General features: G+C 66.5%; 11 protein-coding genes. 5 read left to right on the top strand and 6 right to left on the bottom strand.

What is annotated here, in order from left to right; genetic code table 11:
* Positions 1 to 67 precede the first annotated feature (67 nt).
* The 5 genes from JQ586_RS02745 (at position 68) to trxA (ending at position 8,470) form a co-directional block, all read left to right on the top strand.
* Positions 68 to 388 carry a PilZ domain-containing protein gene (locus JQ586_RS02745; protein WP_212392924.1) on the top strand — a complete coding sequence of 107 codons (321 nt, stop codon included), beginning with the start codon at positions 68 to 70 and terminating at the stop codon, positions 386 to 388.
* 124 nt (positions 389 to 512) lie between these two features.
* Complete coding sequence (locus tag JQ586_RS02750) at positions 513 to 1,235, top strand: nucleotidyltransferase family protein (protein WP_212393018.1); 723 nt, start codon at positions 513 to 515, stop codon at positions 1,233 to 1,235.
* Between the two features lie 180 nt (positions 1,236 to 1,415).
* Positions 1,416 to 4,562 carry a double-strand break repair protein AddB gene (gene addB / locus JQ586_RS02755; RefSeq protein WP_212392925.1) on the top strand — a complete coding sequence of 1,049 codons (3,147 nt, stop codon included), beginning with the start codon at positions 1,416 to 1,418 and terminating at the stop codon, positions 4,560 to 4,562.
* Positions 4,556 to 8,032, top strand: a complete 3,477-nt coding sequence (addA, locus tag JQ586_RS02760) for a double-strand break repair helicase AddA (RefSeq protein WP_212392926.1) — start codon at positions 4,556 to 4,558, stop codon at positions 8,030 to 8,032. The genes addB and addA overlap by 7 nt, the downstream gene beginning before the upstream one ends.
* 117 nt (positions 8,033 to 8,149) lie before the next feature.
* Positions 8,150 to 8,470 carry a thioredoxin gene (gene trxA / locus JQ586_RS02765; protein ID WP_016847387.1) on the top strand — a complete coding sequence of 107 codons (321 nt, stop codon included), beginning with the start codon at positions 8,150 to 8,152 and terminating at the stop codon, positions 8,468 to 8,470.
* Between the two features lie 55 nt (positions 8,471 to 8,525).
* Here trxA and JQ586_RS02770 read toward each other — a convergent pair whose 3' ends face one another.
* The 6 genes from JQ586_RS02770 to JQ586_RS02795 form a co-directional block, all read right to left on the bottom strand.
* Positions 8,526 to 9,266, bottom strand: a complete 741-nt coding sequence (locus JQ586_RS02770; protein WP_212392927.1) for a metallophosphoesterase — start codon at positions 9,264 to 9,266, stop codon at positions 8,526 to 8,528.
* A gap of 46 nt (positions 9,267 to 9,312) precedes the next feature.
* Complete coding sequence (locus JQ586_RS02775) at positions 9,313 to 10,614, bottom strand: bifunctional folylpolyglutamate synthase/dihydrofolate synthase (protein ID WP_249147243.1); 1,302 nt, start codon at positions 10,612 to 10,614, stop codon at positions 9,313 to 9,315.
* A 38-nt stretch (positions 10,615 to 10,652) separates the two neighbouring features.
* Positions 10,653 to 11,594, bottom strand: a complete 942-nt coding sequence (accD, locus tag JQ586_RS02780; protein WP_212392929.1) for an acetyl-CoA carboxylase, carboxyltransferase subunit beta — start codon at positions 11,592 to 11,594, stop codon at positions 10,653 to 10,655.
* A gap of 105 nt (positions 11,595 to 11,699) precedes the next feature.
* Entirely contained in the window at positions 11,700 to 12,536 is an 837-nt protein-coding gene (gene trpA / locus JQ586_RS02785; RefSeq protein WP_212392930.1) for a tryptophan synthase subunit alpha, read from the bottom strand.
* Positions 12,533 to 13,750 (bottom strand): tryptophan synthase subunit beta, encoded by a 1,218-nt coding sequence (gene trpB / locus JQ586_RS02790; protein ID WP_212392931.1) that lies wholly within the window; start codon positions 13,748 to 13,750, stop codon positions 12,533 to 12,535. Before trpB ends, trpA begins: the two co-directional genes overlap by 4 nt.
* A complete protein-coding gene (locus JQ586_RS02795) occupies positions 13,747 to 14,406 on the bottom strand; it encodes a phosphoribosylanthranilate isomerase (protein WP_212392932.1) in 660 nt (219 codons plus the stop codon). The genes trpB and JQ586_RS02795 overlap by 4 nt, the downstream gene beginning before the upstream one ends.
* Between the last annotated feature and the right edge of the window lie 34 nt (positions 14,407 to 14,440).

The raw sequence follows: 14,440 nt of genomic DNA on the forward strand, positions 1-14,440 counted from the left end.
TGCCTAAGCTGGCGCTGGTTGTGCTCCATCGGCAGGGGCGGGCCTTGATCTGGAGCTTGACCACCCCATGGGGACGGAACGACGCAGGGGCGATCGCGTCACATTCGAGCGCGGGATCGCGGCTCACATGATGGGCATCGACGGCACCTGGCGGCGTGACTGCATTATGGAGGACGTATCCGAGACGGGTGCCAAGCTCACTGTCGAAGGCTCGGTCGAGGGCCTGCATCTGAAGGAGTTTTTCCTGCTGCTGTCGTCCACAGGACTGGCCTATCGCCGCTGCGAGCTGGCATGGGTCAATGGCGACCAGATCGGCGTCAACTTCCTGAAACAGGGCGACAAGAAGAAGAAACCGGCCAAACGCGGCGCGCAGGCAGCCGACGTTTGAGCCTCCATCGCCTCACCCGTCTTACGGCCGTCATGTCCGATGACTATGCGGTCTGGTTGATGTGCTTGCCGAATCGCCGTGATATGATCGGCGCAGAGCTGTTATGACCGAGAATATCCGCAAGATGCCCGTCACTCCCCACAAAGCCATGGTGCTCGCCGCAGGTCTCGGCGTGCGCATGCGCCCGCTGACGAATACGATGCCGAAGCCGCTGGTGAGCGTGGCCGGCCAGCCGCTGCTCGACCATGTGCTCGACAAGCTTGCCGGCGCCGGGGTCACCGAAGCGGTCGTCAACGTGCACTATTTGCCCGATCAGATCATCGACCACGTCAAGACCCGCAGCCGCCCGCGCGTGATCATTTCCGACGAACGCGACGAGGTGCTGGGCACCGGCGGCGCGGTCGTCAAGGCACTGCCGCTGCTCGGTGATGCACCCTTCTTCCACGTCAATGCCGACACGATGTGGATCGACGGCGTGCGCTCCAATCTGGCGCGGCTCGCCGAAGCCTTTGATCCGGCGCGGATGGACATCCTGCTCCTGATGGCGCCGACCACCTCGAGCATCGGCTATAGCGGCCGCGGCGACTACGCCATGTTGCCCGACGGCGCCCTGCGCGCGCGGCGGGAACATCAGGTGGTGCCGTTCGTCTATGCCGGTGCCGCGATCATGTCGCCGGCGACGTTCGCCGGCGCGCCTGCCGGCCAGTTCTCGCTGACCAAGATGTTCGACCGCGCCAACGAGCAGGAACGCCTGTTCGGCCTGCGCCTCGACGGCGTCTGGATGCATGTCGGAACCCCCGACGCAGTCCAGGCCGCGGAAGAGGCGTTTCTGGAAAGCGTGGCGTAGCGCCTCATAGTCGGTTGTCATCCTCCGCGCATGCGGGGGATCCAATCCAGTACGCCGCGGCCTCTAGGTTCGCGGGTGACGACAGCGGCGATGCGGTGGGGAGTGGGGAAAGCACGCCGCCGCCCATGACCTGACGGTCGTCGCTCCCTATATTGGCGCCTGATCCGAATCAGGCAGCCCATGCGCGTTTTCAGTGTTCCCCTCTCCGCGCCATTCTTGCGCACCGTCGTCGTCGCTTTGGTCGATGGCAGGCTGGTCGAGGGATTCGAAGCGCGCAAGGATCCGGCGAAGCTGGCCAATGCCACGCTCTATCTGCCGACCCGGCGCGCCGGGCGGCTGGCGCGTGAGATATTCCTCGACGTGCTCGACACCGATGCCGCGGTGCTGCCGCGCATCGTCGCGCTTGGCGACATCGATGAGGACGAGCTCGCCTTCGCCGACCGCTCCGACGAATATGGCGGCATCGCGCCGCTCGACATTCCGCCCAGACTGGGCGAGCTGGAGCGCCGCCTGACGCTTGCGCATCTGGTCGCGGCCTGGGCAAAGACTCCGGTGTCATCGCCGCTGGTCGTGGGCGGCCCGGCCTCGACGCTCCAGCTCGCCGGCGATCTCGCCCGGCTGATGGACGACATGGTGACGCGCGGCGTCGACTGGCGCGCGCTCGACCGGCTGGTGCCGGATCAGCTCGACAGATACTGGCAGCACTCGCTCGAATTCCTGCGCATCGCGCGCGACGCCTGGCCGAATTATCTGACCGAGATCGGCCGGATCGAGCCGGCGGCGCGCCGCGATCTCCTGATCGAGGCCGAGGCCGCACGGCTCACCGTCCATCATGCAGGCCCGGTGATCGCGGCCGGTTCGACCGGCTCGATGCCGGCGACGGCAAAATTCCTGCACGCGGTGGCCAGGCTGCGGAACGGCGCGGTGGTGCTGCCGGGGCTCGACACCGATCTGGACGAGGCCTCGTGGGCGACGATCGGCGGCGAGCGCAGTGATGACGGCAGGTTCTCGATACATCCGTCGTCGAACCATCCGCAATTCGCGATGCACGCCCTGCTCGACCGCTTCGGCATCAGGCGGCGCGACGTCGAGAACCTTGCGGCCTCGGCGCCGCTCGGCCGCGAGGTTCTGGTGTCGGAGACAATGCGGCCCTCGACCGCGACCGCAGAGTGGCATGACCGGCTGGAGCGGCCGGAAATCATCGCGCGCATTTCCGCAGGGATGACCAATCTGACCGTGGTCGAAGCGCCCAATCCGGAGATGGAGGCGCTGGCGATCGCGGTCGCGATGCGCGAAGCGCGGCACCTCGGCAAATCGGCGGCGCTGGTGACGCCGGACCGCGCGCTGGCGCGCCGCGTGATGGCCTCGCTGGCGCGCTGGAATCTGCAATTCGACGATTCCGGCGGTGATGCGCTGATGGAGACGCCGGCCGGCGTGTTCGCCCGCCTCGCCGCGGAAGCCGCGGCGCGAGGACTTGAGCCGCCGACATTGCTGGCGCTGCTCAAGCATCCGCTGTTCCGACTCGGTGGCGCGCCGGACGCGCTGAAACGCGCGATCGAGGTGCTGGAGATCGCGCTGCTGCGCGGCACGCGACCGCAGCCTGGCACCAGTGGGCTCGCCCGCGATTTCGAACGCTTCCGCGCCGAGCTTGTGAAGCTCAACTGCGGCGAGACCTCGTCGCTGCACAAGCAGGAGCAGCGCGCCCGGTTGCGCGACAGCGACCTCAACCAGGCTCAAGCCCTGGTTACCAGGCTGCAAGCTGCGCTGGCGCCGCTCGAGGGAATGGCGTCGTCAAAACCTTACGACTTCGCCGAGCTGGCATTGCGCCACCGCGAGGCGCTGGTGGCGCTGTCATCCGACCAGCACGGCGTCGCCATCGTGTTCGAGGAGCGCACGGGCGGCGCGCTGGCGTCGGCTTTCGACGATCTGCTTGCGAAGCCGCAGCCAAGCGGGCTGATGACGCCGCTCGCCGACTATACCGAAGTGTTCCAGACCGCGTTCGCCGACCGCATGGTGCGACGGCCGGAATCGGCCCGCACGCAACTCAACATCTTTGGCCAGCTCGAGGCGCGGCTCACTGAATCCGATCGAGTCATCCTCGGCGGCCTCGTCGAGGGCGTGTGGCCGCCGGCGCCGCGGGTCGATCCCTGGCTGAGCCGGCCGATGCGGCACGAACTCGGCCTCGACCTGCCCGAGCGGCGCATCGGCCTCTCCGCGCATGACTTTGCGCAACTGCTCGGCCATGACGAGGTAATCCTCACCCATGCGGCCAAGGTCGGCGGCGCACCGGCGGTCGCCTCGCGCTTCCTGCACCGGCTGGAAGCGGTTGCGGGCGAAGCGCGCTGGAAGGCGGTGACATCGGCCGGCGAAACATACGTGCAATACGCCGCAGAGCTCGACCGGCCCGATGAAGTCAAGCCGATGCCGCAGCCCGAGCCGCGACCGCCGCGGGAGACGCGACCGCTTAGGATGTCGGTGACCGCGATCGAGGACTGGCTGCGTGACCCCTACACGATTTACGCGCGCCACATCCTGAAGCTCGATCCGCTCGACCCCGTCGATATGCCGCTGTCGGCGGCCGATCGCGGTTCGGCGATCCATGAGGCGCTCGGGGAATTCACGCAGGCCTATGCCGATGCGCTGCCTGCGGACACCATGCGCACCTTGCGCGAAATCGGAGGTAAGCATTTCGCGCCGCTGATGGAGCGCCCGGAGGCGCGCGCGCTATGGTGGCCGCGGTTCCAGCGTATCGCGACGTGGTTCGCGGAATGGGAGCAGGCGCGACGCGGCGACATTGATCGAATAAAGGCCGAGCTTCGCGGCGAGATCGGCATTCCCCTCGACGATGACAGGATCTTCATTCTCTCGGCGCGCGCCGATCGCATCGAGCGGCGGCGAGACGGCAGCTTTGCGATCCTCGACTACAAGACCGGCCAGCCGCCGACCGGAAAGCAGGTGCGCATGGGCCTGTCGCCGCAGCTCACGCTCGAGGCCGCGATCCTGCGCGAGGGCGGCTTTGCCGAAATTCCCGCAGGCTCTTCGGTCGGCGAACTGGTCTATGTCCGGCTGAGCGGCAACAATCCGCCCGGCGAGCAGCGCACGCTGGAGCTGAAGATCCGTCCCAATGACACGCCGCAGCGTCCGGACGAGGCCGCGGATGGCGCGCGGCTCAAGCTGGAAGCGCTGATCCGTGCCTTCGATAGTGAGGAACAGCCTTATACGTCGCTGAATCTTTCAATTTGGTCCAACCGTTACGGCGCCTATGACGATCTTGCGCGCATCAAGGAATGGTCGGCTGCCGGCGGCCTGGGGATCGAGGAATGGTGAAGGCTCCCCGTCCCATTCCGCCGGCGGTGCGCGACGCCCAGGCGCGGGCGTCCGATCCGAAGGCGTCCACCTTCGTGTCGGCCAATGCCGGCTCGGGCAAGACGCATGTTCTGGTCCAGCGCGTGATCCGCCTGCTGCTGTCAGGCGTGCCGCCGGAAAAGATCCTCTGCATCACCTTTACCAAGGCCGCCGCCGCCAACATGGCCGAGCGCGTATTCACGACGCTCGGCCACTGGGTGACGCTCGATGACGATGGGCTCAATGCCGCGATCCGCGAGGCCGGCATTGCGCATCCCTCCGCTTCGCTCCGCCGCGACGCGCGAAAACTGTTCGCCTGCGCGCTGGAGACGCCGGGCGGGCTGAAGGTGCAGACGATCCACGCGCTGTGCACGCGGCTACTGCAGCAATTTCCGTTCGAGGCAAATGTCCCGGCGCGTTTCGCCGTGCTCGACGACCGCGACCAGACCGAGATGATGGAACGGGCCAACCTCGCCGTGTTCCTCGACGCCTCGCGCAATCCGGACAGCCCGATCGGCCGCGCGCTGATGACGGCGATGGCGAGCGCCGCCGATGTCACTTTCAAGGAGGTCGTGCGCGAGGCATGTCTCAGCCGCGACCATTTCATGGCCTGGACCGATGTTGCCGGCAGCGCTGCGACGGCAGTCGCGCAGACGTCGGCTGCACTCGGCGTGTCCGGCGATGACCGCATCGAGGATGTCGAGCGCGAGATCGTCGATGGGCCGAACCTTGCGCGGTCGAGCTGGAAGGACATGGCCTCGACCCTCGATACCAGCAGCAAGGCGGATCAAAAGCAGGCCGATCGGCTGCGGAGCGCACTGACCTTTAGCGGTGCGGCCCAGGTTGACGAATATCTCGGCGTCTTCCTCACGGACGACCGCGCGCCGCGCGCCTCGGTCGTGACCAACAGCTTCATCAAGAAGAATCCAATCGCAGGCCGCCGCTTCGAATCGGAAGTCGACCGGCTGGGCCCCCTGATCGAGCGCCGCCGGGCGATCGTCACGCGCGACCGCACCGAGGCGCTGATCCATATCGCGACTGCCGCCGCGGCGCATTACCGCCGCGAGAAGCTGGAGCGCGGCCTGCTCGACTATGACGATCTGATCGACAAGACACTGGCGATGCTCGACCGAGTCTCATCAGGCTGGGTGCATTACAAGCTCGACCGCGGCGTCGATCACGTCCTGATCGACGAGGCGCAGGATACGAGCCCGCGGCAATGGGACATCGTCGCGCACATCATCTCGGAATTCACCGCCGGCGCCGGAGCGCGCGACGGTCTGGTACGCACCGTGTTCGCGGTCGGTGACGAGAAGCAGTCGATCTTCTCGTTCCAGGGCGCCGCACCGCGCGAATTCGATCTGCGTCGCCGCGAGCTGAGGCGGCGCTTCGAGGATGCCGGACTGAAATTCGATCCGGTATCGTTCACCTATTCGTTCCGATCGGGGCCGGCGATCCTGCACTCGGTCGACCACGTGTTCCGCGAGCAGGAGATCTATTCCAGCATCCATGCGGTCGAGAACGGTTATCCAATCCACAATGCGATGGCCGATGCCGGCCCGAGCCTGATCGAGCTCTGGGATCTCGCCGTGGCCGACGACCGCCAGGACATCGAAGGCTGGCGCGCGCCTTTCGACGGCGTGTCGGTGACGAGCCCGGAGGTGAAGCTCGCCAGGCGCATCCAGACCGAAATCAGGCGCCTCGTCGCGAGCGGTACGATGACCGGCAGCGACGGCGCGCGCCGTCCCCTGCGCTACGGCGACATGCTGATCCTGGTGCGCCGGCGCGGCAATGCGTTCGATGCCGTGATCCAGGCGCTGAAGCATGCCGGCATTCCGGTCGCCGGCGCCGACCGACTGAAGCTGACCGAGCACATCGCGATCATCGATCTGATGAGCCTCGCTGACGCACTGCTGCTGCCGCAGGACGATCTTGCGCTCGCGGTGGCGCTGAAAAGCCCGTTGTTCGGCCTCGATGACGACGATTTGTTCAGGCTGGCGTGGGAGCGCCGCGGATCGCTGCGCGGAGCGCTCGCGGCCCATGCGGCAACCGATGACCGATTTGCCGCAGTGCTGCGGCGTCTCGAGCAATGCGAGCGCCGCTTCGCCACCGAGACGCCGTTCGCGTTCTACGCCTGGCTGCTCGGCGGCGACGGCGGGCGCGCGCGCATCCTGCGGCGGCTCGGGCACGAGGCCAACGACGCGCTCGACGAATTCCTGGAGCTGGCGCTGAGCCATGAGCGCAAGGCCCCGGCCTCACTGCAGGGCTTCGTCGCGTGGCTGCGCGCAGCCGACACCGAGGTGAAGCGGGACATGGAGATTTCGCGCGACGAGGTCCGGGTCATGACCGTGCACGGCGCCAAGGGCCTCGAATCGTCGGTCGTGTTCCTGGTGGACACCACGACCTCGCCCTCGGATACACAGCGGCTGCGGCTGATCCATCTGCCGCAGGGCAATGCCGCGCCCCACGCGCCCGGCGTCGTGGTATGGGCCGGCAAGAAGGCGGAAGATCCGCCCGTCGTCGCCGCCGCACGCAAGGACATGCTCGGCGACACCGAAGACGAATATCGCCGCCTGCTCTATGTCGCAATGACGCGCGCCGCCGACCGATTGGTCGTGGCCGGGTGCATGCCCGGCAACATGAACACGGTGCGCAAATCATCGTGGTACGACCTGATCACGAGGGGCCTTGCCACTTCCGGGCTCAAGCTCGAGGAGCTGGAGACGCCGGCCGGCAAGGTGATGCGCTATACGCGGCCGGACGATGCCGCTGGCACCACCGGGGCCGCCGCTTCGGCGGCGGCTGCACCGATCGCGTTGCCGCAATGGCTGCGCCTACCGGCCGCATCAGAAGCGTCCGCCGCAAGCCTGCTTCGTCCATCCGATCCCGGCGATGATCACGTTCATCATGTGCGGAGCGGCGAGTCGGGGCTGCTGCGCGCTCGCGCCCTGCAACGCGGCACGCTGGTGCATCGCCTGCTGCAATCGCTCCCTGACATCGCGGCCGAGCGGCGCCGCGAGGCCGCGCTGCACTATCTGGCCCGCAATGCCGATGGCTGGACCGAGCAAGAGCGTGCAGCGCTTGCCGGTCAGGTGCTTGACCTGATCGTGGATCCGCGATTCGCAGCAGTGTTCGCACCCGGCAGCCGGGCCGAGGTCTCGATCGTCGGGCGATTGGACCAGCCGGATCAGCCGAAAGCGCTGGTGTCGGGCCAGATCGATCGGCTGGTGGTGACGGCAAGCGAGGTGCTGATCATCGACTTCAAGACCAACCACGCCCCGCCGAAGACCGCCGGTGATGCCCCCAAAGGCTATGTGCGGCAGCTTGCGCTGTACCGGGCGGTGCTGTCGCAGCTTTATCCCCATCTGCCCGTCCGCGCCGCGCTGGTTTGGACCGAACTCCCTGAAATGATGGAGATTTCTGCGCCCGCGCTAGACGCTGGGCTGGCATAAGATCATGTCTTGGCGAGCGAGCTTGACCCGGCAAGGGGGCGTTCATAGGTTTGACCCATGCTCCCGGGCGCGATTCTTCAGGTCGCGCCTTTTGTCTCAACCGAACGAGGTAATCCCATGGCCGTTGGCAAGGTTTCTGACGCCGATTTCGAAGCCGAAGTGCTCAAGGCGACCGGGCCGGTGGTCGTCGATTTCTGGGCCGAGTGGTGCGGACCGTGCCGCATGATCGCGCCTGCCCTCGACGAGATTTCCGGCGCGATGGGCGACAAGGTCAAGATCGTGAAGCTCAACGTCGACGAAAGCCCGAAGACCGCGTCGAAATATGGTGTGATGTCGATCCCGACCCTGATGATCTTCAAGGGCGGCGAGATGGCCTCCCGCCAGGTCGGCGCCGCGCCGAAGGCGAAGCTGCAGCAGTGGATCACCGCTGCGGTCTGATCCACGTCGCATTTGATGATTGCGCATCGGCCGGCGATGAGCCGGCCGTTTTGTATTATCGGATCCAGCCCGTCGCCAACGCTGACGCAAGCTCGGGCTGACCGTTCCGTCGGGCCAGCTCGGCCATCGCATCGTGGTCGTACGGGATATGACGGAACGTCACCTCCCAGTCGCCGTCGATCCGTTCGACGATCGCATAGCGTGCATCGGGCGAGCCCGCCTCGACCACATGCGGATGCGGCTTGCCGGCGCGATACCCGGGCGAGCCGACGCTGCCAGGATTGACGATCAGCCGTCCGTCGCGAAGCCGCACCGCACGGGCGAGATGCGTATGAGCGCAGAGTATCAGTGATTGCGGCACGCCCGCTGCCTTCGCCTCGATCGATTCCAGCGACGACATCAACACCTCGCCGCTCGGCAGCACGGTGTCGAGCCAGTAGGTCTCGTCGTCATCCGGTGTCGCGTGGCAAAGGAAGACCTGGTCGCGATAGATGCAATTTGCCGGCAATGTGCGCAGCCAGTCGAGATGGCGCGGCTCGAGTTGCGTATAGGTCAGCCGCTCCCAGGAGCTCATCTTCTCGTGCGGGCGGTCGATCAGATAGCGGTCGTGGTTGCCGAGCAGATGGACCGCATCGAGCTCCATCAGGATATCGATCGTCGGTCGTGCGTTGAGCGGGCCGCTCACCATGTCGCCAAGGTCGACGATCCCGGAAATTCCCAGCGCGCGAATGTCCGACAGCACGGCCTGGAGTGCGAGGTGATTGCCATGGATGTCGGCGATCGCAGCAAAACGCATGGTGTCTCTTCCTCGCTCTTGTCGCACGTCGGCGACGCGGGGCGTCTCATGCAGGAGGCGTGCCGTTGGCGGCGAGCACCGGGCCGGCGAGATAGAGCGAGCCGGTGATCAGGATGCGCGGCGGCACTTCATAGGCCAGCGTGGCGAGACGTTGCAGGGCGGCATCGACGCCGGTCGCGATCTCGACGCGCATGCCGAGCGCCCGCGCAGCATCCGCCAGCCTCTCCGGCGGCATGCCGTTATCGCGGCCCGGCACCGGGACGGCGATGATGTGGCGCGTCAGCCCGGCAAAATTCGCCAGGAAGGCGCCCGCATCCTTGTTGCCCATCATGCCGGCGATCACGACCAACGGCCGCGACACGCGCTCCTCGAGGTCGCCGAGCGCCGCCGCAGCAACGCGGCCGCCTTCGGCGTTGTGTCCGCCATCGAGCCAGACCTCCGAGCCCTGCGGCCCCTGGCAAACCAGCGCGCCGGATACCAGCCGCTGCATCCGCGCCGGCCACTCGGCATTGACGATGCCGGTCTCAAAGGCCGACATGCCGAGCTTGAACGCATCGATCGCCCGCAAGGCCGCGATCGCGAGCCCCGCATTGTCGAACTGGTGCCGGCCGAACAGCTTTGGCGCTGCGAGATCCATCAGGCCGCGCTCATCCTGGTAGACCAGCCGGCCGCGCTCGATGCTGACGTGCCATTGCTGGCCGGCCGCGTGCAGCGGCGCGCGCATGCGGCTGGCCTGAGCCTCGACCACGGCCATCGCCTCGGGGGCCTGCTCGGCAGAGATCACCGGAACGTTGCGCTTGATGATCGCGGCCTTCTCGCCGGCGATCGCCGTCAGCGTGTCGCCGAGGAATTCCATGTGATCCATGCTGAGTGGCGCGATCACCGAGGCGAGCGGAGCCTCGACCACATTGGTCGAATCCAGCCGGCCACCGAGGCCGACCTCGAGCAGCGTCACGTCGGCCGGATGCTTTGCGAACAGACAGAACGCGACCGCGGTTTCCATCTCGAAGATGGTGACGGGTTGGCCTGCGTTGAGGCGCTCGCAATGCTCCAGGGTCGCGCGCAATTCGTCGTCGCCGACGAGCTTGCCGCCGCCGACCGCGCCCAGCCGGTAGCATTCGTTGATCCGCACCAGATAGGGCGAGGTGAAGACATGGACGCGCAGGCCCGCGGCCTCCAGGATCGCGCGCATATAGGCGATCGTCGAGCCCTTGCCGTTGGTGCCGGCGACGTGGATCACCGGCGGCAGCCTGCGCTCGGGATGATCGAGCCGCGCCATCAGCGCCAGCATGCGATCGAGGCTGAGATCGATGCGCTTGGGATGCAACGCCGACACCCGTGCGATCAGGTCCCCGAGCGAGGGCTGCGATGGGGCGGCGGCGGCGGTCACGCGTGCGGCGCGGCCGGCACCGTCTCCGGGGCCGTGACGATCTGGGCCGGCGTCGTGACGGCAACCACTGGCTGCGGCGCCGTCTCCAGCGCAGGAGATTTCGTGAACAGGCGGCACAGCCGAGCCAGGGTGGCCCGCATGTCGTGACGGTGCACGACCATGTCGACCATACCGTGCTCTTTGAGATATTCGGCACGCTGGAAACCATCAGGCAGCTTCTCGCGGATGGTCTGCTCGATCACCCGCGCACCGGCAAAGCCGATCAGCGCACCGGGCTCGGCGATCTGGACGTCGCCGAGCATCGCATAGGACGCGGTGACGCCGCCGGTGGTCGGATTGGTAAGCACGACGATGTAGGGCTGCCGCGCCTCGCGCAGCATCTGCACGCCGACCGTGGTACGCGGCATCTGCATCAGCGACAGGATGCCTTCCTGCATCCGCGCGCCGCCGCTCGCGGCGAATACGATGAAGGGCGACTTCTTCTCGGCCGCGAGTTCGAGCCCGCGCACGATCGCCTCGCCGGCGGCCATCCCAAGCGAGCCGCCCATGAAATCGAAATCCTGCACCGCGACCACGACGCCGGCGCCTTCGAGCTTGCCGTAACCGACCTTGATCGCGTCGTTCAGACCGGTCTTGGTGCGGGCGTCCTTGATACGGTCGACATATTTGCGCTCGTCGCGGAACTTGAGCGGATCGGCCGTGACCTCGGGCAGCGCGACGTCGAACCAGGTCTCGTTATCGAAGATCGACTTCAGCCGCGCCACGGCGCCCATGCGCATGTGGTAGTTCGAGCCCGGAATCACGAACTGGTTGGCCTCGACGTCCTTGTAGAACACGAGCTGCCCGGAATCCGGGCACTTGATCCAGAGGTTCTCCGGTGTCTCGCGGCGCAGGATATTACGGATCTTGGGCCGGACGACGTTGGTGAGCCAGTTCATGGTGCGCTCCGAGATGCGGACCTTGCCCGCATCGAGTGGATATATGGCGGGCCGGCCGAAACCCGGCAAGCCGTCGTCTGCGGCCTTGTTGCCGCAAATTATGGCTTATTCAGCGGCCTGCCTGGCGCCGCGGACCCCCTGGGCCAGTGCGGAGGCGAGGTCGGCCACCGCGGCCACGGTCTTGGCGGTCGCACGGCCCTCGGCATCGAGGCTGCCCTTCAGGGCATCGACCAGCGCAGTGCCGACCACGGAGCCATTGGCGTTCTCCGCGATCGCCCGCGCCGCTTCGGGGGTGCGGATGCCGAAGCCGACGCAGATCGGCAGATCGGTGTGCCGCTTGATTCGGGCCACCGCCTCGCCAACCACTTTCGAATCGGCCGCCGCACTGCCGGTGATGCCCGTGACCGCGACGTAGTAGACGAAGCCCGAGGTGTTCGCGAGCACGGCCGGCAGACGCTTGTCGTCGGTGGTCGGCGTCGCCAGGCGGATGAAATTCAACCCGGCCTTCATCGCGGGGATGCACAGCTCGGTATCTTCTTCCGGCGGCAGGTCGACGATGATCAGCCCGTCGACGCCAGCGGCCTTTGCATCGGCCAGGAACTTGTCGACGCCATAAATGTAGATCGGGTTGTAGTAACCCATCAGCACCAGCGGCGTGGCGTTGTCTTCCTTGCGGAAGCCGCGGACCATCTCCAGCGTCTTCCGCAGCGTCATGCCGCCTTTGAGAGCGCGCAGGCCCGCGGCCTGGATCGACGGGCCATCGGCCATCGGATCGGTGAAGGGCATGCCGATCTCGATCACGTCGGCGCCCGCCTTCGGCAGCGCCTTGATGATATCGAGCGAGGTCCTGGCGTCCGGATCGCCCGCCATCACGAAGGTGACGAAGGCGGAGCGGCCTTGCTTCTTGAGCTCGGCGAAACGTGCGTCGATACGGGTGGTCACTTCTTTCTGCCCTTCAAGATGTCGCCGACCTGCGGCACGTCCTTGTCACCGCGGCCGGAGAGGTTGACCACCATCAGGTGATCCTTCGGCCGCTGCGGCGCGAGCTCCGACAATTTCGCGATCGCATGCGCCGATTCCAGCGCGGGGATGATGCCTTCGAGGCGCGACAGGAGCTGGAACGCGGCCAACGCCTCCTCGTCGGTCGCCGACAGATATGTCACGCGGCCGGTCTCGTGCAGCCATGCATGCTCAGGGCCGATGCCGGGATAATCCAGGCCCGCCGAAATCGAATGCGCTTCCTCGATCTGACCGTCGTCGTCCATCAGGAGATAGGTGCGATTGCCATGCAGCACGCCGGGGCGGCCGCCGGCGAGCGAGGCGGCATGCAGCTGGGTCAAGCCGTGACCAGCGGCCTCGACGCCAAAGATCTCGACCGAGGGATCGTCGAGGAACGGATGGAACAGGCCCATCGCATTCGAGCCGCCGCCGATGCAGGCGACCAGCGAATCCGGCAGGCGGCCTTCCGCCTGCTGCATCTGCTGGCGCGTCTCGTGCCCGATGATCGACTGGAAGTCACGCACCATCATCGGATAGGGATGCGGCCCCGCGACCGTGCCGATGCAGTAGAACGTGTTGTGCACGTTGGTCACCCAGTCGCGCAGCGCGTCGTTCATCGCGTCCTTCAGCGTGCGCGCACCCGACTGCACCGGAATCACCTTGGCGCCGAGCATCTCCATGCGGATCACGTTCGGCTGCTGGCGCTCGACGTCGACCGCGCCCATGTAGACCACGCATTCCAGCCCGAACCGTGCGCACAGCGTTGCGGTTGCGACGCCATGCTGGCCGGCACCGGTCTCGGCGATGATGCGCTTCTTGCCCATGCGCCGCGCGACCATGATCTGGCCGAGCACGTTGTTGACCTTGTGCGAACCGGTGTGGTTGAGCTCTTCGCGCTTCAGGTAGATCTTCGCGCCGCCGAGATGCTCGGTGAGCCGCTCGGCGAAATAGAGCGGCGAGGGCCGGCCGACATAGTCCTTCAGATAGACGTTCATCTCCGCCTGGAACGACGGGTCGGCCTTGGCCTCGACATAGGCCTTTTCCAGGTCGAGGATCAGCGGCATCAGCGTTTCCGCGACGAATCGTCCGCCGAAAATGCCGAAATGCCCGCGCTCGTCGGGACCGCTGCGGTAGGAGTTGGGCAGGTTTTGATTCATCGAGCCATCAGTTCTTGGGTTGCGCGCGCGGCGCGGATGAAAGCGCGGATCATCTCGGGATCCTTGACGCCGGGCGAGCTTTCGATGCCTGACGACACGTCGACGCCGCCGGCACGGGTGACACGGATCGCCTCGGCGACGTTGTCGGCATGGAGCCCGCCCGAGACCATGTAGGGCAGATCGAGATCAAGATTCTCCAGCACATGCCAGTCGAACGGCGCTCCCAGCCCGCCGGGACGGGTGGCATCCTTCGGGGCGCGGGCATCGAACAGGATGCGGTCGGCGACGCTGGCATAGCCCGGCAAGCCTGCGAGGTCGGACGCGGTCTCGACCGGAAGCGCCTTCATCAGAGGCAGGCCGAATTTCTGCTTGATGTCGCGTAGGCGCGCGACAGTTTCCTTGCCGTGCAGCTGCAACATGTCCGGCCGCAGGGTCTCGATGATGTTTTCGAAGGTGGCGTCGTCGGCATCGACGGTCAGTGCGACCTTGACCGCGCGGCCCTTGGCGCGACTGCCGAGATCGCGCGCGACCCCAAGGCTGATATGGCGCGGCGACGGCGGGAAGAACACGAATCCGACCATGTCGGCACCCCCCTCGAGCGCGACGTCGAGCGTCTCGCGCGTGGATAGGCCGCAGATTTTGACGAGCAGGGACATGGTCTCGGAACAGGTGTCTCTGGAAGCGGGTTTT

Origin of the sequence: Bradyrhizobium jicamae, from assembly GCF_018130215.1 — a bacterium.
Classification (GTDB): domain Bacteria; phylum Pseudomonadota; class Alphaproteobacteria; order Rhizobiales; family Xanthobacteraceae; genus Bradyrhizobium; species Bradyrhizobium jicamae_A.

Bases quoted from the DNA above. Each gene is read 5' to 3' on its own strand.
- JQ586_RS02745 (WP_212392924.1), top strand. From the start codon at position 68: ATGGGGACGGAACGACGCAGGGGCGATCGCGTCACATTCGAGCGCGGG.
- JQ586_RS02770 (WP_212392927.1), bottom strand. From the start codon at position 9,266: ATGCGTTTTGCTGCGATCGCCGACATCCATGGCAATCACCTCGCACTC.
- addB (WP_212392925.1), top strand. From the start codon at position 1,416: ATGCGCGTTTTCAGTGTTCCCCTCTCCGCGCCATTCTTGCGCACCGTC.
- accD (WP_212392929.1), bottom strand. From the start codon at position 11,594: ATGAACTGGCTCACCAACGTCGTCCGGCCCAAGATCCGTAATATCCTG.
- JQ586_RS02795 (WP_212392932.1), bottom strand. From the start codon at position 14,406: ATGTCCCTGCTCGTCAAAATCTGCGGCCTATCCACGCGCGAGACGCTC.
- JQ586_RS02750 (WP_212393018.1), top strand. From the start codon at position 513: ATGCCCGTCACTCCCCACAAAGCCATGGTGCTCGCCGCAGGTCTCGGC.
- trxA (WP_016847387.1), top strand. From the start codon at position 8,150: ATGGCCGTTGGCAAGGTTTCTGACGCCGATTTCGAAGCCGAAGTGCTC.
- trpB (WP_212392931.1), bottom strand. From the start codon at position 13,750: ATGAATCAAAACCTGCCCAACTCCTACCGCAGCGGTCCCGACGAGCGC.
- addA (WP_212392926.1), top strand. From the start codon at position 4,556: ATGGTGAAGGCTCCCCGTCCCATTCCGCCGGCGGTGCGCGACGCCCAG.